This is a genomic window from Streptomyces sp. NPDC058000 (genome assembly GCF_042886435.1).
GTDB lineage: Bacteria > Actinomycetota > Actinomycetes > Streptomycetales > Streptomycetaceae > Streptomyces.
The window spans coordinates 18085-43691 of the sequence record NZ_JBHVQS010000039.1 but is presented as its reverse complement, the minus strand read 5'-3'; the positions used below and the strand labels follow the sequence as shown (position 1 = coordinate 43691).

Sequence of the window (25607 nt, the reverse complement as noted above, 5' to 3'; positions counted from 1 at the left end):
GCGCTCTGCCTTCGTGCGTACTGCCCGTACGGATCGTGCCGGTGTGGCGGATAGCTTCTTGTGATGACCGCTGCCACTACCACCTATCGCCGGGTGCTCGCCCTGAGTGGGCCGCTGCTGCCGGTCGTGTCCTTCCTGGGGCGGCTGCCGACCGCCATGTGCCAACTCGGCAGCGTGCTGCTGGTGGCCGAGACGAGCGGGTCACTGACCACCGCCGGCCTGGTGGGTGGCGCCCTGGCGGCGGGTCAGACGGTCGCCGGCCCGCTGATGGGCCGGCTCGCGGACCGGCACGGCCAGCGTCCGGTGGTGCTGGTCGCCTGCTGGATCAACGCACTGGCCGTGGCGGCCCTGGTGACGGCCGCCCTGGCCAGGACGGCGACGCCGCCGCTCGCCCTGCTGGGCCTGCTGGCCGGGGCGAGCGTGCCGCAGATCGGCCCGCTGGCCCGCACCCGGCTGGTCGCCCTGGCGCACCGCGCGGGCGCCGACGACCGGCTGGTGAGCGCCGCGCTCTCCTTCGAAGGCACCCTGGACGAGGTGTCGTTCGTACTGGGGCCGGCGCTGGTGGGGCTGGCCGCCACCCTGGTGCACCCGGCGGTGGCGCTGGCGCTGGCCGCGGTCCTGTTGGCGGTCTGCGGCTCGGCGTTCGCCCTGCACCCGAGCGCGGTGGCCGTGCGGCCCGCCGCGGACCGGGCCCCGCGGACCGCCCGGCCGGCCCGCACGCGGATGCCCCGCGCGGTCCACGCCATGCGCCTGTCCATGGCCCTCCAGGGCGCCATGTTCGGCGCCTGCCAGGCCGGTGTCACCGCGCTCACCGAACGCCTCCACCAGCCCGCCCAGGCGGGCCTGGTGTACGCGGCGATGGGCGTGATGAGCGCGGTGGCGGGACTCTCGCTCGCGCTGGTACCGGCCCGGATCGGCCTGCCGGCCCGCTGGCGGGCGGCCGCCGTCGGATTGATCGCGCTGTCCGTACCGCTGCTCTTCGTCCGGTCGATGGGGGCGCTCTATCTGGTCGTCGTGGTGCTCGGGGTGGCTTTCGCACCGCACCTGATCACCCTGTTCGGGCTCACCGAACGGCTGGTGCCCGCCACCCGGCTGGCCGAGTCGATGGCGTTCCTCACCAGCGCGGTGGTCGGCGGCCAGGCCCTGGCACTGGCCTTCTCCGGGCGGCTCGCCGACGCGTACGGCCCGTCCGCGGCCTTCGCGGTCGCGGTGGGCGCCGCCGTGCTGGTCCTGGTGGTCGCCCTCACCACCCGTGCCGGCTCCCGGCCGACCGCGCCCGTGCGGGTCTCCCGGCCCGGGCAGGAGGCCGCGGCGGACCGCGCCCAGACCCCCTGAATCCGTGGCCCCCGCCCTGCCACGGGGCCGCACCGGACCGCTCAGGCCGGCCGCTGGAGCACCAGCAGACTCCGCCCGACCAGCGTCAGCCGGTCGCCGCCCTTGACCTTGGCGCCCCGGCCGTCCGTCGCCGCCTGAGGCCGGTCGGTGTCCACCACGACCTGCCACTGCCGCCCCAGGTGGTCCGGCACCGTGAACTCCTTCTCCTGGTCATGGGCGTTGAACATCAACAGGAACGAGTCGTCGGTGATCGGCTCGCCGCGCGGCCCCGGTTCGGAGATCGAACTCCCGTTGAGGAAGACCGTCAGCGACTTGGCGTGGACGGACTGCCAGTCGCGCGTCCCCATCTCCGTGCCGGCCGCGGTGAACCAGGCGATGTCGGACAGCTCGTCATGGGTGCCCTCCATCGGGTGCCCCTGGAAGAACCGTCGCCGCCGGAAGACCGGGTGGTCCCGGCGCAGCCACACCATCTGCCGGACGAACGCCAGCAGTGCCAGCTCGTCCGCCCGCTCCGCCGCCGCCGGCACCTCCGGCGCGTCCGACCCCGCCCCGCCGTTCCCGCCGGCCCCGTCTGCTTCGTTCACCTCGTCTGTTTCGTTCGCCTCGTTCGCCTCGTCCGGCCGGTCGGCGTCGAACGCCCCGCCGGCGCCCGCGTCCCCCCGCTCCGGCCACCGCACCCACGTCAGCTCGTTGTCCTGGCAGTACGCGTTGTTGTTGCCGCGCTGGCTGCGGCCGAACTCATCGCCGTGGCTGAGCATCGGCACGCCCTGCGACAACATGAGCGTGGCGAGGAAGTTCCGCATCTGCCGCAGCCGCAGCCGCCGCACCGAGGGGTCGTCGGTCGGCCCCTCGGCCCCGCAGTTCCACGACCGGTTGAAGCGCTCACCGTCCCGGTTGTCCTCGCCGTTGTCCTCGTTGCGCTTGTCGTTGTACGAGACCAGGTCGCGCAGGGTGAAACCGTCGTGGCAGGTGACGAAGTTGACCGAGGCGAGCGGCCGCCGCCCGTCCTCCTGGTAGAGGTCCGACGACCCGGCCAGCCGGGACCCGAAGTCCGCCAGGGTGCGCGGTTCGCCGCGCCACAGGTCCCGAACGGTGTCCCGGTACTCCCCGTTCCACTCCGTCCACAGCGGCGGGAAGTTCCCCACCTGGTAGCCGCCCTCCCCGACGTCCCACGGCTCGGCGATCAGCTTCACCTGGCTGACCACCGGATCCTGGTGCACCAGGTCGAAGAACGACGACAGCCGGTCCACCTCGTGGAACTGCCGCGCCAGCGTCGCCGCCAGGTCGAACCGGAACCCGTCCACGCGCATCTCCTGCACCCAGTAGCGCAGGGAGTCCATCACCAACTGGAGCACGTGCGGACTGCGCATCAGGAGGGAGTTCCCGGTACCCGTGGTGTCCATGTAGTACCGACGGTCCTCCGACAGCCGGTAGTACGAGGCGTTGTCCAGCCCCCGGAAGGACAGCGTCGGCCCCAGGTGGCTGCCCTCGGCGGTGTGGTTGTAGACGACGTCGAGGATGACCTCGATGCCCGCCTGGTGCAGCGCCCGGACCGCGGTCTTGAATTCCAGCACCTGCTGCCCGCGGTCCCCCCAGGACGCGTAGGCGTTGTGCGGGGCGAAGAACCCGATGGTGTTGTAGCCCCAGTAGTTGGACAGCCCGGCGTCCACCAGCCGGTGGTCCTGGACGAACTGGTGGACCGGCATCAGCTCCAGGGCGGTGATCCCGAGCTTCGTCAGGTGGTCGATGATCGCCGGGTGCGCCAGCGCCGCATAGGTGCCGCGCAGTTCCTCCGGCAGCTCGGGGTGGCGCATCGTGAGGCCCTTGACGTGCGCCTCGTAGAGCACCGTCTCGTGGTACGCGGTCCGCGGCGGGCGGTCGTCGCCCCAGTCGAAGTACGGGTTGACCACCACCGACGCCATGGTGTGCGGCGCCGAGTCCAGGTCGTTGCGCACCTCGGGGCGCCCGAAGTGGTAGCCGTAGACCGCCTCGTCCCAATCGATCACGCCGCTCATCGCCCGCGCGTACGGGTCGAGGAGCAGCTTGGCGGAATTGCAGCGATGTCCGTGTTCGGGCTCGTAGGGGCCGTGCGCCCGGAAGCCGTAGCGCTGTCCCGGCATGATCCCCGGCAGATACGCGTGCCGTACGAAGGCGTCGGACTCGCGCAGCTCGACGGCGGTCTCCGACCCGTCGTCGTGCAGCAGACACAGTTCGATGCGCGTGGCGGCTTCGGAGAACACCGCGAAGTTGGTGCCCGCACCGTCATAGGTGGCACCCAACGGATACATCTGTCCCGGCCAGACCTGCATGCGTAGACTCTTCCACTTTCTCTACGGGGCGGCGGCGACTCCACGACACGCGTCCGCGGACCGCATCGGAATCCTTCCCAACGCATCCAAACTGCCGGATAGCGGGAGATTTTCGTGTGAACTCCGCTGAACGGTGACCGATCTTCGGCGATGTCGGATTGTCCTACTGTGCACTGATCTGGGGTCGGCGGCCTGCGCGCACGGCCGGGTGCGGGGCGGGGGACTGGTACGGCTACCCCAAAAGTGGCGTCTCTTCCACGGACTACCTCACATGTGTGCAGTTCGCCAGCGGTGCCCCGGCCAATCGCGGCGCCCGTGCGCGATCGAGCTCCCGGAGCGGTGTCAACGGCCCGCCGTCGGGACACTCCATCGCGTGGGCCGGAAAGGGATCTCGATCCCCGTCAGGGCTATGAAACCGCTCACTCCCACAGCGCTTTCCGGTCACAACCGGCACTATGGACAAGGGGAGTTGGCATCCGACTCGATGCATCCTGCTGCACCGTCCCCCGCGCCGCAGTAGTCTGCCTTGATCGTTGGCACGGGGGTTCGGGAGGCGGTGGCAGGTGAGCGGCGGGCTGGAGTTGCCCCCTGGTGACGAGAGTCATGAGGGCCACGAGGCCGGCTCCGTGGACGCACCGCCCGGCACGGTGTCCCTGGCCCGACCGCTGGAGATCGGTGCGGAACTGGACTGGGGGGCCGACGCCTGGAGCGAGGTGCGCACCCGGGCCCGCCGGGCCGGACGCGCCTACATCTGGCTGAATCTCGTCGAGCAGCGCCTGCGGGCCGTCGTCTCCGCCGTCCTGCGCCCCATCTACGAGCCGGTGCACGGCGACGAATGGGTCATCGCGGCGGCCGGACCGGCCGGTCAGGAATGGGTCCAGCGCGCGGTCGCGGTCCGCGAGGTCAGCCGCCGCAAGGGCTATCTCCTCGACCCCGCCGACGACAACATCGTCAGCTTCCTGACGCTCCCGCAGCTCCGCGAGCTGATGGTCCAGCACTGGCCCTGCTTCGAGCCCTACGTGGACGACCGGCGCGAGGTCGAGCTGGTCCTCGACGAGCTGGAGGTCGCCCGCAACATCGTCTCCCGCAACCGCGCGCTGTCCGAGACCGTCCTGGCCCAGGCCGAGCGGGCCTCCGCCCGGCTGCTGGACATCCTCGGTTCCGGGGCCGGCACCCGTATTTCCGGGCGGCTGCCCATCGACGCCGTCGAGGACCTCGTAGGCGACCGGTACGCCGATGTCGTCGGGGTGCACCCCGACCGGGTACGGCTCCAGCGCCAGCTGCCCGCGGAGGACCTCTTCGGCGGCGCCCGCCGCCTCGACGCGGTGGGCATAGGACTCAACCTCCTGGTCCAGAACTACTCCGGCCGCCGGCTGGTCCGGCTCGCCGAGTCCGGCTGCCGGGTGCGACTGCTCTTCCTCAACCCGGCCAGCAGCGCGGTCCGCCGCCGGGAGCGCGAAATCGGCCTGAAGAAGGGCGAGATGAGCCGCGCCATCGAGATGAACATCCTGCACATGCGGCGGGTCCGGGCCCGGCTGCGGGATCCCGGAGCCTTCGAGATCCAGGTCTTCGACGAGACCCCGCGCTTCACCGCCTACCTCGTCGACGGCGACGGGCCCGACGGGATAGCCGTCGTCCAGCCCTACCTCCGCAAGAGCCGCGGGATGGAGTCGCCGGTCTTCGTGCTGCGCGGCGGCGGCCGCGAGGTGGTCCGCCAGGACGCCCGCGACGGCCGGGACGTCGACCACGGGCTCTTCGAGATCTACCGCGAGGAGTTCGAGAGCGTCTGGGCGGACTCGCGGCCGGTCTCCTGAGCCGGTCCGGGCGGCGGGGCGCCGGGCGGCCCGGCCCGTTGTCAGTGGTGCGTGGGAGAGTGGTCGAACCACGGGGGAGGTACCACCGAAGGAGGCCCCATGAGTGAGCGCTGCGTGGAGGTCCGACCGGCCGGAGGCCGGCGGAGCGTCGAGGACAGGTGCGCGCCGCGCGCGTGCGGGGCCGGGCGAAGCGAGGTTTCGGCATGAGCTGGCATCAGGAGCTGCTGGTCGGCTTCGACCTGGAGACCACGGGCACCGACGTCGAGCACGACCGCATCGTCACGGCCGCGCTGATCCGGCTGGAGGGGGACGGTCGGGTGGCCGGGCAGCAGTCCTGGCTGATCGATCCGGGCGTCCCGATCCCCGACGAAGCCGCCGAAATCCACGGCATGTCGACCGCCTTCGTCACCGCACACGGCCGTTCGCCCGCGGGCGCGATAGCGGAGATCACCGAGGCGCTGGCCGACGCCCTGCGCGCGGACATCCCGCTGGTGGTGATGAATGCGCGCTACGACCTCTCGCTGCTCGACCGCGAGTGCCGTCGCCACGGCGTGCCGACCCTGACCGAGCGGCTCGGCCATCCGCCCGCCCCGGTCATCGACCCACTCGTCCTCGACAAGCACGTGGACCGCTACCGCAAGGGCAAGCGCGCACTCCAGGCGCTCTGCGGGCACTACGGCGTACCGCTGGACGGCGCGCACGAGGCGGGCGCCGACGCGGCGGCCGCGGCCGGGGTCGCCCGCCGCATAGGTGAGAAGTACCCGGCCGTCGCCCTGCCCGCACCGCGCGCCCTGCACGCCCTCCAGGAGCAGGCCGCCGCCGAGCAGGCCGCCTCGTTCCAGGCGTATCTGCGCCGGTCCGGTGACCCGGAGGCGATAGTCGAGGCGGCCTGGCCGCTGATCCCGTATCAGCGCTGAGCGGCCCGGGCCGGCGAGGGCCGGCGGCCGGGCCGCCGCCTCAGAAGGGGTACCACCGGACCGCCGCGTCCTTCTCGCGCAGCGAGGCGATCCGGCGCTGGAACTCCTTGAGTGCCGCCGGATTCCCGGGCGCGTGCTGGGAGACCCAGGCGCAACTCGCGGTCTCCCGGGACCCGCGCAGGACGGCGCAGCCCTCCCAGTCCCGTACGTCCCAGCCGTACACCGACACGAAGGCGTCGTAGGCTTCCGCGCCCAGTCCGTAGCGGTCCCGGCTGAGGGCCAGCACGACCAGGTCGTGCTCGCGCAGGTCCGAGGAGAAGGTCTCCAGGTCGACCAGGACCGGACCACCGGGCCCGATGTGGACGTTGCGGGGCAGCGCGTCGCCGTGGATCGGGCCGCGCGGCAGATGCGGTTCGAGCGCCGTCGCGGCCAGCGTGAACGCATCCCGCCGTCCACGCAGGTACTCCGCATCGGACGCTGACACGGCATCGCCGGCCAGCCGCAGCCAGCGCTCCACACCGTCCAGCAGCTCGCGCCGGGGGAGCGCGAACGGCGGCTCGGGCAGTGCGTGGACGCGCTTGAGCAGCTCGGCGAGGTCCTGCGGCCGGGCGGGCCGGACCGCCTCCGGCAACCGCTGCCAGTACGTCACGGGGTGCCCGTCGACGAGCCGGGCCGTCGACTCCGCGGCCCGCACGGCCGGTACGTCCTCGGCCGCCAGCCACTGGGCCACGGCCAGTTCCCGTTCGGCGCGCGCCAGCAGCTCGGGGCTGCGGCCGACCCGGACGACCACGCCGCGCTCGCCCAGGGCGAAGACGGCGTTCTCGCCGAGTGCGAGCAGCCGGGCGTCCGCCGCCGCATCGGGGTGCCCGGCCGCGGCCAGCACGTCCCGGGCGCGCGCCTCGGTGAAGGCGGGGCTGGGTTCGGTCATCGGAGTGCCTCCTGCGGTGCGTTCTCGCGCCCAGTCTCGCAGGTGTCACCAACCGCTCCGGAGGCCGTCCACCCGCCCTCGGAAGGACGCTTCCTGCCAGGGGAGTCGGCTCCCAACGGGCCGTGCGGTGGCGACTTTTCGCCGTTGCACGATACGTATCGTCTCGCCTATGCTCCTGGGCATGCCTCAGCACCCCTTGCACATCGCCATGTTCAGCATCCCGGCCCACGGACACATCCAGCCGAACCTCGACGTCATCCGCGAGCTGGTCGACCGGGGGCACCGCGTGACCTACGCCGTCCCGGCCGCCTTCGCCGACCTCGTCGCCGCCACCGGTGCCGAACCCCGGCCGTGGACCTCCGTCCTGCCCACCGACGAGAACCCGGAGAGCTGGGGCGCCGAACTCCTCGACCACCTCGAACCGTTCCTCGACGACGGGATCCAGGCGCTGCCGCAGCTCGCCGCGGCCTACGAGGGCGACACCCCGGACCTCGTCCTCCATGACAGCGCCTCGTTCCCGGCCCCGCTGCTCGCTCGCCGGTGGCAGGTCCCGGCCATCCAGCTGACGCCGCACATCGTCGCCTGGGACGACTACGAGGGGGAGGCCGCCAAGGCGATGCGGGAGGGGTTGCGGAACACCGAGCGCGGCCGCGCCTACTACGCGCGGTTCCGGGCCTGGTTGACGGAGCACGGTATGACGGACCTGCCCGAGCCGGACTTGCTGGCCGCCCGGCCCGACCGCGCCCTCGTCCTGATCACCCGGGCCATGCAGCCGCACGTGGACCAGGTGGACGGTTCGATCTTCACCTTCGTCGGCTCCTGCCAGGGCGACCGTTCCGCGCAGGGTGACTGGCGGCGGCCGGCCGGCCTCGCGCCGGACGCCAAGGTGCTCCTGGTCTCCCTGGGGTCGGTGTTCACCGACGCGCCGGACGTCTACCGGTCCTGCATCGAGGCGTTCGGCGGCCGGGCGGACTGGCATGTGGTCCTGCAGATCGGGAAGTTCACCGACCCGGCGACGCTCGGCGAGGTCCCGGACAACATCGAGGTGCACACCTGGGTCCCGCAGGTGGCGATCCTCCGGCAGGCCGACGCGTTCGTCACCCATGCCGGGATGGGCGGCAGCCAGGAGGGGCTGGCGAACGGGGTGCCCATGGTGTGCGTACCGCAGGCCGCCGACCAGTTCTTGAACGCCGCCACGCTGGAAGGGCTGGGTGTCGCCCGGCAGTTGGAGAAGGGGAAGGTGACCGCGCAGGCGCTGGGGGAGGCCGTGCGCGCGTTGCTCGACGATCCGGGCGTGGCCACGACGCTCGGCCGGATCCGCGCGGAGATGGCGGAGGAGGGTGGCAGTCGGCGGGCGGCGGACCTCATCGAGGAGCAACTCCCCGTGGGGTAACCGTCGGTACGCACCTCTTGCGAGGCGCGAGCATGCCACAAGGGGGCAGTTGAAAATGCAAACGCATCGTCAGCCGCCCCTCTTCATTGCGCAAATGTAAACGGAGTTGAGTCACTGTCCGTCAACTCAACTGGTTCATTTGACCAATTCTGCGGGCTTTTGCATTTTCGCAAGGTTGTTGCCTATCTCACACGGTCCGGCGGCCCTTGAATTGCACTCGTCAATCCGACAGGGTTTCGAACCAGCCCGGCGGAGCCTTTCCGGTCCCTTCGGGCTATTCACAACGCTTCCCCCCACACCACGAACGAGGAGAACCCTCGCCATGGCTCATAAGCGTTCCAGCAAGAAGCGGCTCATTACGGCGATATCCGCCGCCGTGGCCGCCACTGGTATCGCCGCCGTCACCGCGGTCACCGCAGGCGCGTCGCCCGCCGCCGAGGGCAAGATCTACGGCGCCGACGCCAAGGGTGCCGTCAAGGGCAGCTACATCGTGCTGCTGAAGAAGACTGCCGCGGTGCGCGCCGCCGAGAGCGGTGACCTGGCCGCCAAGTACGGCGGCAAGGTCAAGCGGACCTTCACCTCCGCCATCGACGGTTTCTCGGCCACCGACCTGTCCAGCGAGGACGCCAAGCGCCTGGCCGCCGACCCGGCGGTCGACAAGGTCGTCCAGAACCACACGTTCCACATCGACGGCACCCAGGACAACCCGCCGTCGTGGGGCCTGGACCGCATCGACCAGGCCGACACCAAGGGTGACGGCAAGTACAACTACCCGGACAGCGCGGGCGACGGCGTCACCGCCTACGTCATCGACACCGGTATCCACATCAGCCACAAGGACTTCGGCGGTCGCGCGTCGTACGGCTTCAACGCCATCGACAACAGCAACAAGGCCGAGGACGACAACGGCCACGGCACCCACGTCTCCGGCACCATCGCCGGTACCGCGTACGGTGTCGCCAAGAAGGCCAAGCTGGTCGCCGTCAAGGTGCTCGACGGGCAGGGCTCCGGCACCACCGAGCAGGTCGTCGCGGGCATCGACTGGGTCACCAAGAACCACAAGGGCCCCTCGGTCGCCAACATGTCCCTCGGTGGCGGCGTGGACGAGGCGCTCGACGCGGCCGTGAAGAAGGCCATCGACTCCGGTGTCACCTTCGGCGTCGCGGCCGGCAACGAGTCCACCGACGCGGGCCAGAGCTCCCCGGCGCGCGTCAAGGAGGCCATCACGGTGGCCTCCAGCACCAAGGACGACCAGCAGTCCGACTTCTCCAACTACGGCAGCGTCGTCGACCTCTACGCTCCGGGCTCCGACATCACCTCGGACTGGAACACCAGCGACGACGCCACCAAGACCATCTCCGGTACGTCGATGGCGACCCCGCACGTCGTGGGTGCCGCCGCGCTCTACCTGGCCGACCACAAGGACGCCAAGCCGGCCGACGTGGAGAAGGCGCTGACGGACGGGGCCACTCCCGACAAGATCAGCAACCCGGGTCAGGGCACGCCCAACAAGCTGCTGAAGATCGTTCAGTAGTCGATCCGGTCGTTCAGCACCGCACGCCGGCCGTCGCGCTCGCCCCCACGGGGCGCGGCGGCCGGCGTCGCTCTGCTCCGGACGGCCAACGCGCTTTCCTCCGCGTCGAGTTATCCACAGGAGGGTCCCTCCGGAACCGTGGACGGCCGAGCGTGGCTACCGTCAGTGACATGCACGGAGTCACGCCGTTCCTCGGCATCAGCACCATCGTCTACGGAGTGATCGGACTGAGCTGCGTCATCGTCAGCGCGGTCCGCACGACAGGGGGGAGCCCACCATGCGCACCGTCACCGTCATCGTCCCGGCCCACAACGAAGAGGAGGGGCTACCGGCCACGCTGGAGTCCCTCGCGAGGCAAACCGTCCCGCCCGACCGCATCCTGGTCGTCGACGACGCCTCCACCGACCGCACCGGCGCGGTAGCCGCCGCACACGGTGCCACGGTGCTCCGCCCGCCGCACAACCTGGGCAGCAAGGCCAGGGCGCAGAATTACGCCCTCCCGCGGTGCACCACCGATCTCGTCCTGGCCGTCGACGCGGACACCGTCCTGGCCCCGGACTACCTCCAGCGCATCCTCCCGGTCTTCGACGACCCCGATGTCGCCGTCGCCGCGGGCACGGTCCGCACCCGCCACACCCGCACCGTGTGGGAGCGGGGCCGGTCCACGGAATACCTCTTCGGCTTCCACTTCCACCGGCCCATCCAGGCACTCGCCAACAGCCCCATGGTCTGCTCGGGTTGCTGCTCGGTCTTCCGACGCGACGAACTGGTGGCCTTCGGCGGATTCCCCGAGCGCACCATGGTCGAGGACATGGACTACACCTGGTCCCGGCAGATCGCCGGACGACGCGCGGTCTACGTCTCCGACGCCGTCGCCCTCGCCGCCGACCCGGAGAACCTCACCTACTTCCGCAAACAGGTCAACCGCTGGATGGCCGGCTTCTGCCAGAACGTCCGGCTCCACCTCGGCCGGCTGGTCGTCCGCAAACCCCTGCTGGCGGTCTGGGTGGTGTTGGCCCTGTTCGAGATCCTCACCGCGCCGCTGTGGTGGGCCTCCCCGTTCGTGCTCAGCGCGACGACCGGTGCGTCACCACCGGCCGCCTTCGCCTGGTGGGCCGGAGCCGACCTCCTGCTGACGCTGCCACCCCTGGTGTACGCCGCCCGCCGCCGCAGACTCCCGCTGTCCGGCGTACTGGTCAACATCCCCTGCGCCTACGCCACCAAGGCGGTCAACGTCGTCTACGCCTGGAAGGCCCTGGTCGTGGAGCTGCTGCTGGTGCCCCTGCATCTGGCGCGGGGCCTGACGGTCTACGAGAAGGGACGCGCCGACACACCCTCGGGGCGGGAGATGACGGTGGTGACATGAGCCGGGTGGAGCCGGCCGTTCAGGCGGTCAGTGCCGCCAAGTCGCCCCGGGCGCGGGCCCGGATGGCCTGGTCGTAGCGGCGCAGCAGCAGCCGGGCCAGCTCGGGGGCGGCACCGAGCACCGGGGCGAGGATGTCGGCGCGGGCCTCGCGGGCCCCGGCGGCGATCCGATCCGGCAGGAACCCCGGTGCGATCACATACGGGGCGACGGCCACCCGCTGGATGCCCTCGGCCCGCAGGGCCCGTACGGCGTCGGCCGTACGAGGAAGAGATGCGGAGGCGAACGCAGGCCGCACGGCACACCACTGAGCGGTGCGCCGCCACTCCCGCGCGATTTCTGCGATCACTGCGATCGCCTCCGGGTCTGAGGAGCCCGCCGAGGCCAGTACGACCCCGGTCGAGCGATGGTCATCGGGCCGCAGCCCGGCCTCCTCCAGCCGGCGCTCCAATGCGCCGGTCAGGAGGAGCGAAGGGCCGAGCACCTCGGCCTGATGGACGGTCAGCAGGGGCAGCCGCGCGGCGGCCTCCCGCAGCACCGCGGGGATATCGGACTTCGCGTGAAAGGCGCGAGTGAGGAGGAGGGGAAGCGCCACCACATTCCGTACGCCGTCGGCCGAGAGGCGCTCCAGCACCCGGGGCACCCGGGGCGCGTTGAAGTCGAGATAGCCGACCTCCACGCGCAGCCCCGGACGCAGCTTCCGGACCCGCGCGCGGAGCGCGGTGACGGTCGCGGCGTGCCGAGGGTCGCGGCTGCCGTGGGCGATGACGAGGAGAGTGGGGCGTGTGTTCATGGTTTCAGCTCTTGACGAGGAGGCCGCGGCTGCGCAGCACCCGGCGCTCGATCGGGGCGAAGATCAGCAGCTCGATGCCGATGCCGACGATCAGGATCAGCAGGATCGCGGCCAGCACCCAGGACATGTCCTGCAGTTCACGGCCCTGTTCCAGGAGCTGGCCCAGTCCGGTGCCGAGATCGGGGGCGTTGACGATGAGTTCGGCGGCCATCAGGGACCGCCAGGAGAACGCCCAGCCCTGCTTGAGCCCGGCGAGATAGCCGGGCAGCGCGGCGGGGAGCAGCACATGGCGGACACCGGCCAGGCCGTTCGCGCCGATGGTGCGGCCGGCACGCAGATAGAGAGGAGAGATCTGGTCGACACCGGACACCAGCCCGTTGGCTATCGAGGGGACGGCCCCGAGCAGCACCACCGCGTAGATGGTGGCGTCGCTCAGCCCGAACCAGATGATCGCCGCCGGAACCCAGGCCACCGAGGGCAGGGACTGCAATCCGCTCAGGATCGGCCCGATCGCGGCCCGTACGAGCTTGACGCGGGCCACGATCAGCCCGAGCACCGTGCCGATGGCGACCGACGCCAGGAAGCCGAGGGCGCCGCGGGAGACGCTGGTCCACACGAAGCTGAGCAGGGTGCCTTCGAGCCACTTCTGCTGGAGCGAGCGGAAGACGTCGAGCGGGCTCGGCAGCAGGTAGTGCGGCTTGAGTTGGAAGTGGTAGGCGAGCTGCCACAGGCCCAGCACGATCACGATCGCGATGAGGGGAGGGAACGCCTTTGACAGCACGGTACGCAGCCACGGCTGTCGGGCGACCACGGTGGAGTCGAGGGCGTCGAGCCCGGCCTCCAGACCGGCGAGGTCACCGGCGGCGGGCCGGGGCTCCCCGGCGGCCGGTGCGTCGGCCGATGCACCGGAGGAGGATTCAGCCCCGGCCCCGGCCGATTCAGCGGTGGTTCCGACGGCCGCTTCGGCCGGGGAGCCGCCTGGGGAGCCGTCCGTGGAGTCGTCCGTCGTGCCGGTGGCCTGGGCGGTGGATGGTCCGGTGGGGTCGTCGCCGGGCTTCCCCGTGGCGGAGGAGGTGGTGGTCTCAGTGCTGGCCATGGCGGCGGATCTCCCCACGGAGCTGTTCAGTGATCTCGATGGACAGGTCGGCGACCGCGGAGTCCTCGATGCGACGCGGCTGGGGGATGTCCACCCGCCACTCCCGGGCGACCCGGCCGGGGCGGGAGGAGAGCAGCACGACCCGCTCGCCGAGCCGCACCGCCTCACGGACGTTGTGGGTGACGAAGAGGACCGACAGGTTGGTCCCCGCGGTGGAGCCACTGTTGGATTCGGCCCAGATCCGGGTCAACTCGTCGTGCAGCACGTCACGGGTGATGGCGTCGAGCGCGGCGAACGGCTCGTCCATCAGCAGCAGTTGGCTGTCCTGGGCGAGCGCCCGGGCCATCGCCACCCGCTGGCGCATACCGCCCGACAGTTCGTGCACCCGCTTGCTGTACGCACCCTTGAGCCGGACGAGTTCGAGCAGCCGCTCGGCCTCGCCGCGGCGCTCGGAGCGCGGCACCCCGCGCATCCGCAGGGCCAGTTCGATGTTGCGGCCCGCGGTCAGCCACGGGAACAGCGCGTGCTCCTGGAACATCAGCGCCGGCCGGCCGCCCGGCGTCTCGATGGTGCCGGCGGACGGCTTGTCCAGACCGGCCACGAGACTGAGGAGGGTGGACTTGCCACACCCCGAGGCCCCCAGGAGGCAGACGAATTCGCCGGGCGCGACATCGATGTTGATGTCGTCCAGCACCTGCTGTTGCGCGCCGGGGCGGCCGAACGACTTCGAGACGTGGTGGATGCTAGCGGCGTACGGACCGGTGGTGCCGGTGTTCGCCGGGGCGGGCTTGGTGAGGGTACTGGTCGTCATCGGTGTCACCTCCTGGGAGATCGGGGGGCCGGGGTCAGTTGCCGCCGAGGCCGGCGTCGTCGACCGGCGGCTTGCCCTCGGACTTGAGCACCTTGTTCAGCAGGGTGAGGTCGTAGATGCCCTTGAGGTCGGGCTTCTTCAGCAGCCCTGCCTTGACGGCGTGGTCCGCCTCCTCCTGGAGGGTGGCGGCCAGCGGGTCATCGGTGATGTCGACGTTCTTGAACGCCGGGTCGATGACGTCGTCCGGCAGTGCCTTGCCGCTGATCGTCGGCTCGGCGAGCTTCTCGTTGAGGGCCTTGACCGCCTCGGCGGGGTGCGAGCGGATCCAGGCGTTGGTCTTCACCGAGGCACGCAGCACCGCCTCGACCGCCTTCGGGTGCTCCTTGAGGAAGCGCTGCGAGACGATCATGTTGGTGATGACGAACTTGCCGTCCTTCCACAGCTTCTTCTCGTCCAGCAGCGCCTTGCCGCCGGCCGCGACCAGCTTGGACGCGGTGGGTTCGGGGACCCAGGCGCCGTCGATGCTGCCCTGCTTGAAGGCGGTGGGAGTGACCTTGTTGTCGGTGCGCTGGACGGTGACGTCACCCTTGCCGGAGGTGGCGTCGACCGAGTAGCCCTTCTGCGCGAGGAAGTTCAGCAGCGCCACGTCCTGGGTGTTGCCCAGCTGCGGGGTGGCGATCGTCTTGCCCTTGAGATCGTCGAGGCTCTTGATCTTCTTGGGGTTGACGATCAGCGAGACACCGCCGGATGCCGAACCAGCGATGATCTTCAGGCTCTTGCCGTGCGACTTCACATAGCCGTTGATCGCGGGGGAGGGGCCGATCCACCCGATGTCGATGGCGTTCGAGTTGAGCGCCTCGATCTCGGCGGGCCCGGCGTTGAAGACCGAGGACTTCACCGCGGTGCCACCCAGTTCCTTCTGGAACTGGCCCGTCTGAAGGCCGATCAGGGGCGTGGCGTGGGTGGTGTTGCCGAAGAAGCCGATCTTGACCTGATCGAGCCCGTCGACCTTGGGCCCCTTCGGGGCGACGGAGGCCGCGGTGTCCTTCGGGGCCTCGGAGCCGTAACCGCAGGCCCCCAGCGCGACGGTCAGCAACGGGACGGTGGCGGCGGCCGCCAGGAGGCGATGACGAACGGCAGTCACGGGAGGTGTTCCTCTCGGAGGGCCGGGGGAGCGCGCGCCTCGCTATGGCGCGCCCGGCGAAATGGTGGTTCTTCGGAAGGAGGATGTGGGGGGCACGGAGTCAGGCATGGTCAGCGCACACATCGACCGACTCCCCCCTGGCCGCTCCCGAGGGCGCCGCTACCGACGCGGCCGCCTTCCTTGGCAAAGGTCGAGAACATGTCCTTGAGCATGATCAGAAATCCCACCCCTCGTCGTCCGCCGCGCCCTCCGGCGCGGGGTCCGCGGCCGCCTCCGCGAACGCGGTGCCGGCCATGCCCGCGGTCAGCGTGGTGCCGTCCGCCGGGTCGATCAGCAGGAAGGAGCCGGTGCGCCGGGAGTCCGCGTAGGCGTCCAGCGCCAGTGGTGCGGCGGTGCGCACCACGATCCGGCCGATGTCGTTGGCGACCAGTTCGCCGGGGGCCGGGTGCTGGGAGAGGTCGTCCAGGGTCAGCCGGGACGGGATCTCCTTGACGAGCGCCTTGACGGTGCGGGTGGTGTGCTTGAGCAGCACCCGCTGTCCGACGGTCAGCGGCCGGTCGGCGACGTGGCAGACGGTGGCCTCGACGTCCTGGGTGACCGACGGCGTCGCCGCGGTCGGGGCGATCAGGTCGCCCCGGGAGATGTCCAGGTCGTCGGCGAGTCGAAGGGTCACCGACTGCGGCGCCCAGGCGACGTCCACGCTCTGGCCGAGCGCGTCGATCCCCTCGATGGTGCTCGTCCGGCCCGACGGCAGCACCGTGACGGCGTCGCCGACGTGCAGCACGCCGGAGGCGATCTGGCCCGCGTAGCCGCGGTAGTCGGGGTGCTCGGTGGTCTGCGGGCGGATGACGTACTGGACCGGGAAGCGGGCCGGGTCGTCCGACGGGTCGGCGACCACCGGCACGGTCTCCAGGTGCTCCAACACGGTCGGGCCGCCGTACCAGTCCATGGTGGCCGACGGCGTCACCACGTTGTCGCCGGCCAGCGCCGAGATCGGGATGGCCGTGCACCACTTGTCCTGGGGGTCTCCCCCAGCCCCCCAGCCCGGCACGCCCAGCGAGCCCGCGTAGGCGGTGAACTCCTCGGCGATGGCCGCGAAGACGGACTCCTGGTAGCCGACCAGGTCCATCTTGTTGACGGCCAGGACGACGTGCGGCACCCGCAGCAGGGCGGCGACCGCGGCGTGCCGGCGGGTCTGCTCGACCACGCCGTTGCGCGCGTCGACCAGGACGACGGCCAGCTCGGCGGTGGAGGCCCCGGTGACCATGTTCCGGGTGTACTGCACGTGCCCGGGGGTGTCGGCGAGGATGAAGCGGCGGCGCGGGGTGGCGAAGTAGCGGTAGGCGACATCGATGGTGATGCCCTGCTCCCGCTCGGCGCGCAGCCCGTCCGTCAGCAGCGCCAGGTCGGGCGCCTCCTGCCCGCGGTTGCGGGAGGCGTGCTCGACGGCCTCCAGCTGGTCGGCGAGGACCGACTTGGAGTCGTGCAGCAACCTGCCGACCAGCGTCGATTTGCCGTCGTCCACGGAGCCGGCGGTGGCGAAGCGCAGCAGCGAGGTGGCGCCCGCGTCCACCGTCAGGTCCGTGCGGGCGGTGTTGGTCGTGCTCATGGCTAGAAGTACCCCTCGCGCTTGCGGTCCTCCATGGCGGCCTCGGACATCTTGTCGTCGGCCCGGGTCGCGCCCCGCTCGGTGAGCCGGGACGCGGCGATCTCCGCGATGACGGCCTCGATGGTGTCGGCGTCCGAATCGACGGCGCCGGTGCAGGACATGTCGCCGACGGTGCGGTAGCGCACCTGCCGGACCTCCAACTGCTCGTCGTCCTTGAGGCCGCCCCACTCACCCGGCGCCAGCCACATACCGCTGCGGGCGAAGACCTCCCGCTCGTGCGCGTAGTAGATGGCGGGCAGTTCGATCTTCTCGCGGGCGATGTACTGCCAGACGTCCAGCTCGGTCCAGTTGGAGAGCGGGAAGACCCGGACGTGCTCACCGGGCGAGTGCCGGCCGTTGTAGAGCTGCCACAGCTCGGGCCGCTGCCGGCGCGGGTCCCAGCCGCCGAACTCGTCGCGCAGCGAGAACACCCGCTCCTTGGCGCGCGCCTTCTCCTCGTCCCGGCGGCCGCCGCCGAAGACCGCGTCGAAGCGGTTCTTCTCGATGGCGTCCAGCAGCGGCACGGTCTGCAACGGGTTGCGGATGCCGTCCGGGCGCTCGCGCAGCTCGCCGCGGTCGATGAACTCCTGCACCGAGGCGACGTGCAGCCGCAGGCCGTGGCGCTCGACGGCGCGGTCGCGGTAGTCGATGACCTCGGGGAAGTTGTGCCCGGTGTCGACGTGCAGCAGCGCGAACGGCACCGGCGACGGCGCGAACGCCTTCAGCGCCAGGTGCAGCATGACGATGGAGTCCTTGCCGCCGGAGAAGAGGATCACCGGCCGCTCGAACTCGCCCGCCACCTCGCGGAAGATGTGCACCGCCTCGGACTCCAGGGCGTCCAGGTGCGACAGCGCGTACGGGTTGTCCAGTTCCTCGGCAACAGAAGCGACGGTGGTCACGCTGTATCCCCTTCGTTCGCTTCTCCGCCCACGCGGCGCAGAGGTGCGGGTATCACGGCTGGCTGCGGACCGGTGGCCGCGTGCGCGTCGCTCACGCCAGCCCCCTCTCGACGAGCAGCGCATGGAGCGCCGCCGCGGATTCCTGCACGGTCTGGGTGTGCGACTCGATCCGCAGGTCCGGTGCCGTGGGCTCCTCGTAGGGGTCGTCCACACCGGTCAGGCCGGATATCTCGCCGGCCGCCTGCTTGGCGTACAGGCCCTTCACATCGCGCTCGGAGCAGACCTCGACCGGAGTGGCGACGTGCACCTCCAAGTACGGGGTGCCCTCGGTCTGGTGGCGCTTGCGCACCGCCTCGCGGCTGTCCGCGAACGGCGCGATCACCGGGACCAGGGCCTTCACGCCGTTGCTCGCCAGCAGTTCGGCGACGAAGCCGATCCGCTGGACGTTGGTGTGTCGGTCCTCGCGGCTGAAACCGAGGCCCGCGGAGAGGAACTCGCGGATCTCATCGCCGTCGAGCACCTCGACGCGGTGGCCCTCGCCGCGCAGCCGGTCGGCCAGCTGGCGCGCGATGGTCGTCTTGCCCGCGCTCGGCAGACCGGTCAGCCAGATCGTGGCGCCCGTCATCTGTATCTCCAAAAACTCCGCCATCAGTGCAGTCCGCACTCGGTCTTGTTGCTGCCGGCCCAGCGGCCGGCCCGCGCGTCCTCGCCCGCCAGCACCCGGCGGGTGCAGGGGGCACAGCCGACGGAGGCGTAGCCGTCCATCAGCAGGGGGTTGGTGAGTACCCCGTGCTCGGCGACGTACGCGTCCACGTCGTCCTGGGTCCAGCGGGCGATCGGGGAGACCTTCACCTTCCGGCGTTTGGTGTCCCAGCCGACGACCGGGGTGTTGGCCCGGGTCGGCGACTCGTCCCGACGCAGCCCGGTCGCCCAGGCGTCGTAGCCGGTCAGGCCCTCTTCGAGGGGCTTGACCTTGCGCAGCGCGCAGCACAGGTCGGGATCGCGGTCGTGCAGCTTCGGCCCGTACTCGGCGTCCTGCTCCGCGACGGTCTGACGGGGCGTCAGGGTGATGACGTTGACGTCCATCACCGCCGCCACCGCGTCCCGGGTCCCGAGGGTCTCCGGGAAGTGGTAGCCGGTGTCCAGGAAGACCACGTCCACGCCGGGGAAGGCCCGCGAGGCCAGGTGCGCGACGACCGCGTCCTCCATGGAGGAGGTGACGCAGAAGCGCGGACCGAAGGTCTCCGCGGCCCACCGGAGGATCTCCAGGGCGGGCGCGTCCTCCAGGTCGCGGCCCGCCTGCTCGGCGAGTTGCGGCAGGTCGGTGGTGGTGGTCACGGCGTACCTCCGTCAGGAGCGGAAGGAGCGGCGGAAGGGGACGGGGACGCGGCCGGGGCGGAACCGGCGGTTCCCGGGGCGAGCAGCCCCAGGAACTTCAGCCGGAAGGCCCGGCTGCACGCCCGGCACTCCCACGCTGCGCCCGCTCCGCGGACGGTTCCCTCCTCGGAGGGCCGCAGGTCCTCGTCCCCGCAGTACGGGCAGTAGAACGGCGCGGCACGTTCGCTCACTTCAACGCACCCTCTTCGGCGCGCGCCGCCCAGGTGGCGAACCGCTCGCCCTCCTCGCGCTGCTCCTCGAAGTTGCGCAGCACCCGCTCGACGTAGTCGGGCAGCTCCTCGGACGTCACCTTCAGCCCGCGGACCTTGCGGCCGAAGCCCGGCTCCAGGCCCAGCGCGCCGCCCAGGTGCACCTGGTAGCCCTCGACCTGGTTGCCGTCCTGGTCCAGCACCAGCTGGCCCTTGAGGCCGATGTCCGCGACCTGGATGCGGGCGCAGGCGTTGGGGCAGCCGTTGAGGTTGATGGTGATCGGCTCCTGGAAGTCCGGCATCCGGCGCTCCAGTTCGTCGATCAGCGCGGCGCCCCGCCCCTTGGTCTCGACGATGGCGAGCTTGCAGAACTCGATGCCGGTGCAGGCCATGGTGCCGCGCCGGAACGGCGAGGGGTGGACCTGGAAGTCCAGCGCCTCCAGCCCGGCGACCAGCCCGTCGACCTCCTCGGACGCGACATCGAGAATGATCATCTTCTGCTCGACGGTGGTGCGCAGCCGGTCGGAGCCGTGCGCGGCGGCGAGTTCGGCGATCTTGGTGAGGGTGGCACCGTCGACCCGGCCGACGCGCGGGGCGAAGCCGACGTAGAAGCGGCCGTCCTGCTGCCGGTGCACGCCGATGTGGTCGCGCCACTTCTGCGCGGGCTGCTCGGGAGCCGGGCCGTCGACCAGCTTCCGCTGGAGGTACTCGTCCTCCAGCACCTGGCGGAACTTCGCCGGACCCCAGTCGGCCATCAGGAACTTCAGCCGGGCGCGGGTGCGCAGCCGGCGGTAGCCGTAGTCGCGGAAGATGCCGACCACGCCGGCCCAGACGTCGGCGACCTCGTCCAGCGGCACCCAGGTGCCCAGGCGCTCGGCGAGCCGGGGGTTGGTGGACAGGCCACCGCCGACCCACAGGTCGAAGCCCGGGCCGTGCTCGGGGTGGACGACGCCGACGAAGGCCACGTCGTTGATCTCGTGCACCACGTCCTGGACGGGCGAGCCGGAGATCGCGGTCTTGAACTTGCGCGGCAGGTTGGAGAACTCCTTGCTGCCGATGTAGCGCTCGTGGATCTCGTCCACGGCCGGGGTGCCGTCGATGATCTCGTCCGCCGCGATACCGGCCACCGGGGAACCGATGATCACGCGCGGGCAGTCGCCGCACGCCTCGGTCGTGGACAGCCCCACGGCCTCCAGCTTCTCCCAGATGGCGGGCACGTCCTCGATGCGCACCCAGTGCAGCTGGACGTTCTGCCGGTCGGTGATGTCCGCGGTGCCGCGGGCGTACTGCTCGGAGACCTCGCCGATGGCGCGCAGCTGGGCGACGGTGAGCCGACCGCCGTCGATGCGGACCCGCAGCATGAAGTACTTGTCGTCCAGCTCCTCGGGCTCCAGCACGGCGGTCTTGCCGCCGTCGATCCCGGGCTTGCGCTGGGTGTACAGGCCCCACCAACGCATCCGGCCGCGCAGGTCGTTGGGGTCGATGGAGTCGAACCCGGCCTTCGAGTAGATCGTCTCAATGCGTGTCCGCACATTGAGACCGTCGTCGTCCTTCTTGAACTGCTCGTTGCCGTTGAGCGGCGTGAAGTGGCCAACGGCCCACTGGCCCTCGCCGCGGTGGCGGCCGGCCTTGCGGCGGGTCGTAGCGGTGGGGACTTCCGGGTTGGCGGCCATGGGTTACGTCCTTCTGGGCGGCTCAAAGGGGTGCGGACGAATGCGGTGCACCCCGGTGACCTGCGCGGACACACCGAAGCGCGGCGCGCGTGGGCGCGTCGACGGTGGGCTTGCCGGGTCGGGGGTGCAACGCGTCCGCGACGATGGGGACGACGTGCGACGTGGTGATGCTGAGTGCTGTCCGGATACGCAGGGCGGGGCCCTGGTCGTGCAGCGTCAGCCTGCCCGACAAATGGCGCTGGACATGCGGCCGAGGTCGACGTGCCGCCGACTCACCAAGGCAATTCCAGCTCTGGACATGACGGAAGCGTGGCACGCGGTTCTCCGGCCAGTCCACCTTCATCCAGGATGTGGACACGCTAGTCCCGCATAGCGAGATGCTGTGGCGTCCGTCACGTACGGGAGGGGGGTTCGGCCGGATCCGGCCGAACCCCCCTCCCGTGTCTGCGGGGCGGGGCGCGCCTCAGCTCGCGGTGGCCGGCGCCGGCCCCGCGCCGGGCCACGGGCCGGGGACCTCGGCCGCCGGCTCCTCGGTCACCTCGGTGCGGAACAGCCGGAAGCCGCGCCGCTCGTAATTGGCCCGCGCGTACGGTCCGTCGTCGCTACAGGTGTGCAGCCACACCCGCTTGGTCTCCGGCCGCGCCGGCCACCGTTCGGCCAGGTCCCAGGCCCGCGCCGTCCCGTACCCGAGCAGGTGCCCGCCGATCCGCCGTCCCCGGAAGGCCGGCAGCAGCCCGAAGTAGACGATCTCCACCACCCCTTCCGGCTGGGCCTGGAGCTCGATGAACCCGGCGGGCGTACCGCGCTCGTACGCCACCCACGTCTCGGTCCCCGGCTGCGCCAGGTGCTCGACCCACTGCGCGTACGACCACCCCAGCCGGTCGGTCCACAGGACGTCCCCACCGACCGCCGTATAGAGGAACCGGCTGAATTCCGGCGTGGGCACCTCGGACCGGACGATCCGTACGCCCTGCTCGGCGGGGGGCTCCGCGGCGGGCGTGAGGGCGTCGCGCGAGGTCTGTTCGAGGTGCCAGGTGGTGACGGTGTGGCTCATGCCGTCAGCACATCACACCGGGGGAGGGGGGCGGACGCAGGTCCGGGGGACGGGACGCCCCCCGGGCCGGCGCGGGAAGCGGAGCCGGCTAACCGGTCGCGCCCGGCCAGTCGCCCTCCGGCGCGAAGACCGCGTCCGCGAGCCGCCCGACCTGGTCCGGCTCCGGCGACCAGCAGTACAGCATCACCTCGTCCGCCCCGATCGCCAGGTACGAGGCGACCGCCTCGCGGACCGCCGCCTCCGTGCTGAGCAGGCCGTTCACGATGTGGTCGGTGTACGGGGTGTCGCCGTAGTACGCGCGCAGCTCGCGTCGGGCGCGGTCCACCACGGGGTCGGGTCCCAGGGCGACGTTCACCTGGGCCAGCAGTCGGGGTCGGCCGGGCCGGCCGGCGCGCTCCCAGGCCGCCTCCACATCACGGAACATTCCGTCCATCTGCTGGGACGGCAGGGCCGCCCCGAGGAAGCCGTCGCCCCAGCGGGCCACCCGCTCGACCGCGGCCGGCACGAACCCGCCGAACAGTACCTCCGGCCCACCGGGCCGCGCCGGGGCGGGCCCGACCGGGCCGACCTCCGCGGACAGCGGCTCCCCGGCCCACAGGCGCCGGAGCGTGGCCAGCTGGCCGTCGAGCCGCCGGCCCCGGGTGCGCAGATCCACCCCCGCGGCCAGATAGTCGTCGGTGCGACCACCGATGCCGATGCCGAGCGTGAACCGCCCGCCGGACAGCAGATCGAGCGTCGCGGCCTGCTTGGCGAGCAGCGCGGTGCGGTGCAGCGGGGCCAGCAGCACCTCGGTCTGCAGGCGTACCCGGGAGGTCGCACCGGCCAGTGCGGCCAGGGTGACCAGGGGTTCGGGGTTGGCGTACACCAGCCGGTCGAGCAGGGCGACGGTGGAGAACGGGGCGGCGTCGGCACGCCGCGCCCAGGTCAGCAGCTGTGCGGGGTCGCCGATGGGAAGGCCAAGACCTACGGACACGGAAATCCTCCAGAAACGGCATGCCCCAGGGCATGCGGAAACGCGGATGGTCGTGTCGCCCACTCGTCTTGTCCGGCACGTCATCCGTGTGCCGGCTGCTCCCGTTCTGCGACGTCCTTCTGGAGAGCTGCGTCAGAGTGCGTTCACCGTAGGGGAGAGCGGCGCGCCCGCGCACCGGAATTTCCGGCGGGCGCGCCGGTCCGCTCATGCCCCGTCGTGTCCGGCACCCGTCCGCCGGGCCGCCAGTACCGTCGGCGCCGTGGAGTGCGGCAGCAGCTCCACGGGCCGGGCCGGTAGGCGGAGCTCCACCTCCACCCCGTCCGAGAAGCGGTACGGCCGGTGGGCCAGCACCCCCGCCAGATGGCGCCGCAGCCGGGACAGCTCGGCCCTGACCGTCACCGTCCGCCCGCCGTCGCCGAACAGGTCCCGGGCCAGCTCGGCGGCGCTGCGGCCGCGCGGATGGGCGGCCAGCAGGAACAGCAGCTCGGCGTGGCGCGGGGTCAGCGCGTGCGACCAGCTGCCCGCCGGCCCGGCCACCGTCACCGCCGGCCCGCCGGGCCCGCCGAGGTCCAGCACCACCCGGTGCGGCTCCGGCGCCGGCTCCGGCCGACCGAGCCGGATCAGCCAGCCGCCCGGTAGCGGCTCCAACGTGCACATTCCGTACCGCGGCAGCCACAGCGCCCCGGCCGCCGGCTCCTTGGGCAGCGCCACCCGGTCCGGCGGGGTCACCCCCGCCACCGCCGCCGTCCAGCCGTTGGCGTCGACGGCCAGCGCCCGCCCGCCGATCCGGGCCAGCACCGGCGCCGCACTCGACCGCAGCCGCTCCAGGGACGCGTGGTGACGGGTCCGCAGCTCACCCTCGGCGAGCCGGGCCACCGCGGAGACCAGCGCCAGGGTCGTCGGATGGAACGCGTACGCCGGTCCGCTGACGTCCACCGTGCCCAGCAGCCGCCCGTCGCGCGGGTCGTGCAGCGGTGCCGCGGCGCACGTCCACTGGTGGTGGCTGCGCAGGAAGTGCTCGGCGGAGTGCACCAGCACCGGGCTGCGGGCCACCAGCGCGGTGCCGATCGCGTTGGTGCCGACCGTCCCCTCCGTCCAGTCGGCACCCTTGTCGAAGCCGAGCCGGTCGGCCATCCGCCGGATCGGGGCGCTGCCGTCGCGCCACAGCACCCGGCCCTCGGCGTCGGTGACCACCATGATCTGCTGGGCGGCTTCGGCGGTCGGCAGCAGTCCGCCGCTGAGTACCGGCAGTACCGACGTCAGCTGGGACTTCTGCCTCCGGAACTCCAACTCCGCGACTCCCAAAGGGTGTTGGTCGCTGCCCCGCTCCGGGTCCACGCCGCGGTCCAGCACCCGCCGCCAGGACTCGCCGATCACCGTGCGGGGCGCGTCCCTGGGGGACTCCGCCGGCAGGTGGTCGCCGGCCAGCGCCGCCTCGTGGACCCCGGCCAGCCGCCGCGCGGTCTCCCGGATGTCCTGGGCCGAGCGGACGGCGCTCGCGATCGGTCTCTCGGCCGGCCGGGCGCCGGTCCGCTCGCCGGCCCTGTCGATCGGTCTGTCGCTCACGCTGCTCTCCGTTGTGCCCGTGCGTTCGGTCCCGGTGTCCGGTCCCGGTGTCCGGTCCGTGCCCATCGTGCCGTCAGCGGCCGGCCAGGGAGAGCCCATTGGTCAGATCGGCTGCAACGGAATGCAACCGTTGTGGCCTATGACTCCTCCAGGGAAATCTGGTCCCAGCGGCCGATGGCGTCCCTCTCCACGCCCTGAGGGTGTGGGGTCACCCGGAGGTTTCGCCGGACACCCGACGGAGAACCCGCCGGTGCCCGCCGGGGATGCGATCGGCCGCCCGCGTCGTCGGCACGGTGTGGGAGGGGGCTCACCATGGTGGCCGCCACCCCGCGTGTCGTGGTGATCGGCACCGGCGAGGGAGGTCGGCTCGCACGGGCCGCCCGCTTGGCCGGACACTACGGCGTGCCCCGGCTGTCCGCGGTCGACGTCCTGATCAGGCGTCAGCCGCTTCCGGCCACGGGTTATGTGATCGACGGTGCGCCGCAACTCCTCGACCGGGTTGCCCGCTTCGGCGGTCCGTTGCCCGCACCGGCCTTCGCCGACCTCGTCGTGCACCTGCGCGAGGCGGAACTGGACGGCCCGGGTGACGCCTCCCGCGTGATCCGGTACTACGAGGCGCGCGGCGTTCTGGTCGGCTTCCGGCCTGACGTACCGGACGCCGAGATCATCGTGGTCATCGACGCGGCACTGCGCGGGCGCACCGCGCCGCAGCCGCCGCGATGGCCCTGAAGACCGGGAACGGTGCCGAGTCGGCGCGACACCGCTCCCTGC

At 71.6% G+C, this 25607-nt stretch carries 22 protein-coding genes and 1 pseudogene; 7 read left to right on the top strand and 16 right to left on the bottom strand.

From position 1 onward, the window contains the following. Positions 1-63 precede the first annotated feature (63 nt). Positions 64-1335 (top strand): MFS transporter, encoded by a 1272-nt coding sequence (locus tag ACFVT2_RS29535; protein WP_390022713.1) that lies wholly within the window; start codon positions 64-66, stop codon positions 1333-1335. 41 nt (positions 1336-1376) lie between these two features. On the opposite strand, the gene glgX is transcribed toward ACFVT2_RS29535, so the two are convergent. Continuing rightward, positions 1377-3644 (bottom strand): glycogen debranching protein GlgX, encoded by a 2268-nt coding sequence (gene glgX / locus ACFVT2_RS29530; RefSeq protein ID WP_390022712.1) that lies wholly within the window; start codon positions 3642-3644, stop codon positions 1377-1379. A 563-nt stretch (positions 3645-4207) separates the two neighbouring features. On the opposite strand from glgX, the gene ACFVT2_RS29525 reads away from it, so the two are divergent. After that, positions 4208-5458 (top strand): SAV2148 family HEPN domain-containing protein, encoded by a 1251-nt coding sequence (locus ACFVT2_RS29525; protein WP_390022711.1) that lies wholly within the window; start codon positions 4208-4210, stop codon positions 5456-5458. Positions 5459-5661: 203 nt separating this feature from the next. Next, on the top strand, positions 5662-6375 hold the full coding sequence (locus ACFVT2_RS29520) for an exonuclease domain-containing protein (protein ID WP_390022709.1): 714 nt from the start codon (positions 5662-5664) through the stop codon (positions 6373-6375). Positions 6376-6415: 40 nt separating this feature from the next. Here ACFVT2_RS29520 and ACFVT2_RS29515 read toward each other — a convergent pair whose 3' ends face one another. Next, positions 6416-7303, bottom strand: coding sequence for an aminoglycoside phosphotransferase family protein (locus ACFVT2_RS29515; protein ID WP_390022707.1), 888 nt, complete (start codon positions 7301-7303; stop codon positions 6416-6418). 144 nt (positions 7304-7447) lie between these two features. Between ACFVT2_RS29515 and ACFVT2_RS29510 the strand changes: the two are divergent. From ACFVT2_RS29510 to ACFVT2_RS29500, 3 genes and pseudogenes are all read left to right on the top strand, one after another. Continuing rightward, positions 7448-8696, top strand: a pseudogene (locus tag ACFVT2_RS29510) (macrolide family glycosyltransferase). 322 nt (positions 8697-9018) lie between these two features. Continuing rightward, positions 9019-10230, top strand: a complete 1212-nt coding sequence (locus ACFVT2_RS29505) for a S8 family peptidase (protein ID WP_390022705.1) — start codon at positions 9019-9021, stop codon at positions 10228-10230. A 277-nt stretch (positions 10231-10507) separates the two neighbouring features. After that, positions 10508-11596, top strand: a complete 1089-nt coding sequence (locus tag ACFVT2_RS29500) for a glycosyltransferase family 2 protein (protein WP_390022704.1) — start codon at positions 10508-10510, stop codon at positions 11594-11596. Between the two features lie 19 nt (positions 11597-11615). Here ACFVT2_RS29500 and ACFVT2_RS29495 read toward each other — a convergent pair whose 3' ends face one another. The 14 genes from ACFVT2_RS29495 to ACFVT2_RS29430 all read right to left on the bottom strand — a co-directional run bounded on the left by ACFVT2_RS29495 (position 11616) and on the right by ACFVT2_RS29430 (position 24836). Then, a complete protein-coding gene (locus ACFVT2_RS29495) occupies positions 11616-12386 on the bottom strand; it encodes a sirohydrochlorin chelatase (protein WP_390022702.1) in 771 nt (256 codons plus the stop codon). 4 nt (positions 12387-12390) lie between these two features. Further along, complete coding sequence (locus ACFVT2_RS29490) at positions 12391-13482, bottom strand: ABC transporter permease subunit (RefSeq protein ID WP_390022700.1); 1092 nt, start codon at positions 13480-13482, stop codon at positions 12391-12393. Continuing rightward, positions 13469-14293: an ABC transporter ATP-binding protein gene (locus ACFVT2_RS29485; RefSeq protein ID WP_390022699.1), complete on the bottom strand. Its 825-nt coding sequence runs from the start codon at positions 14291-14293 to the stop codon at positions 13469-13471. Before ACFVT2_RS29485 ends, ACFVT2_RS29490 begins: the two co-directional genes overlap by 14 nt. A 34-nt stretch (positions 14294-14327) precedes the next feature. Next, on the bottom strand, positions 14328-15437 hold the full coding sequence (locus tag ACFVT2_RS29480; RefSeq protein ID WP_390022697.1) for an aliphatic sulfonate ABC transporter substrate-binding protein: 1110 nt from the start codon (positions 15435-15437) through the stop codon (positions 14328-14330). Between the two features lie 214 nt (positions 15438-15651). Further along, a complete protein-coding gene (locus ACFVT2_RS29475; protein WP_390022696.1) occupies positions 15652-17046 on the bottom strand; it encodes a sulfate adenylyltransferase subunit 1 in 1395 nt (464 codons plus the stop codon). 2 nt (positions 17047-17048) lie between these two features. Further along, on the bottom strand, positions 17049-17984 hold the full coding sequence (gene cysD / locus ACFVT2_RS29470) for a sulfate adenylyltransferase subunit CysD (RefSeq protein WP_390022694.1): 936 nt from the start codon (positions 17982-17984) through the stop codon (positions 17049-17051). A 91-nt stretch (positions 17985-18075) separates the two neighbouring features. Next, positions 18076-18609: an adenylyl-sulfate kinase gene (gene cysC / locus ACFVT2_RS29465; RefSeq protein ID WP_390022692.1), complete on the bottom strand. Its 534-nt coding sequence runs from the start codon at positions 18607-18609 to the stop codon at positions 18076-18078. A 23-nt stretch (positions 18610-18632) separates the two neighbouring features. Continuing rightward, positions 18633-19322 carry a phosphoadenylyl-sulfate reductase gene (locus tag ACFVT2_RS29460; protein ID WP_390022690.1) on the bottom strand — a complete coding sequence of 230 codons (690 nt, stop codon included), beginning with the start codon at positions 19320-19322 and terminating at the stop codon, positions 18633-18635. Further along, a complete protein-coding gene (locus ACFVT2_RS29455; RefSeq protein ID WP_390022689.1) occupies positions 19319-19552 on the bottom strand; it encodes a hypothetical protein in 234 nt (77 codons plus the stop codon). The genes ACFVT2_RS29460 and ACFVT2_RS29455 overlap by 4 nt, the downstream gene beginning before the upstream one ends. Further along, complete coding sequence (locus tag ACFVT2_RS29450) at positions 19549-21243, bottom strand: nitrite/sulfite reductase (RefSeq protein WP_390022688.1); 1695 nt, start codon at positions 21241-21243, stop codon at positions 19549-19551. The genes ACFVT2_RS29455 and ACFVT2_RS29450 overlap by 4 nt, the downstream gene beginning before the upstream one ends. Positions 21244-21459: 216 nt before the next feature. After that, the gene (locus tag ACFVT2_RS29445; protein WP_350257049.1) at positions 21460-21543 is read right to left on the bottom strand and encodes a putative leader peptide; all 84 of its coding nucleotides are present in this window, start codon (positions 21541-21543) and stop codon (positions 21460-21462) included. Between the two features lie 163 nt (positions 21544-21706). Beyond that, positions 21707-22297 (bottom strand): GNAT family N-acetyltransferase, encoded by a 591-nt coding sequence (locus tag ACFVT2_RS29440; RefSeq protein ID WP_390022686.1) that lies wholly within the window; start codon positions 22295-22297, stop codon positions 21707-21709. An 88-nt stretch (positions 22298-22385) separates the two neighbouring features. Continuing rightward, complete coding sequence (locus ACFVT2_RS29435; protein ID WP_390022685.1) at positions 22386-23270, bottom strand: LLM class flavin-dependent oxidoreductase; 885 nt, start codon at positions 23268-23270, stop codon at positions 22386-22388. A gap of 204 nt (positions 23271-23474) precedes the next feature. Further along, positions 23475-24836: a GAF domain-containing protein gene (locus tag ACFVT2_RS29430; protein ID WP_390022684.1), complete on the bottom strand. Its 1362-nt coding sequence runs from the start codon at positions 24834-24836 to the stop codon at positions 23475-23477. 312 nt (positions 24837-25148) lie between these two features. On the opposite strand from ACFVT2_RS29430, the gene ACFVT2_RS29425 reads away from it, so the two are divergent. After that, positions 25149-25565 (top strand): hypothetical protein, encoded by a 417-nt coding sequence (locus tag ACFVT2_RS29425; RefSeq protein ID WP_390022682.1) that lies wholly within the window; start codon positions 25149-25151, stop codon positions 25563-25565. Positions 25566-25607: the final 42 nt, after the last annotated feature.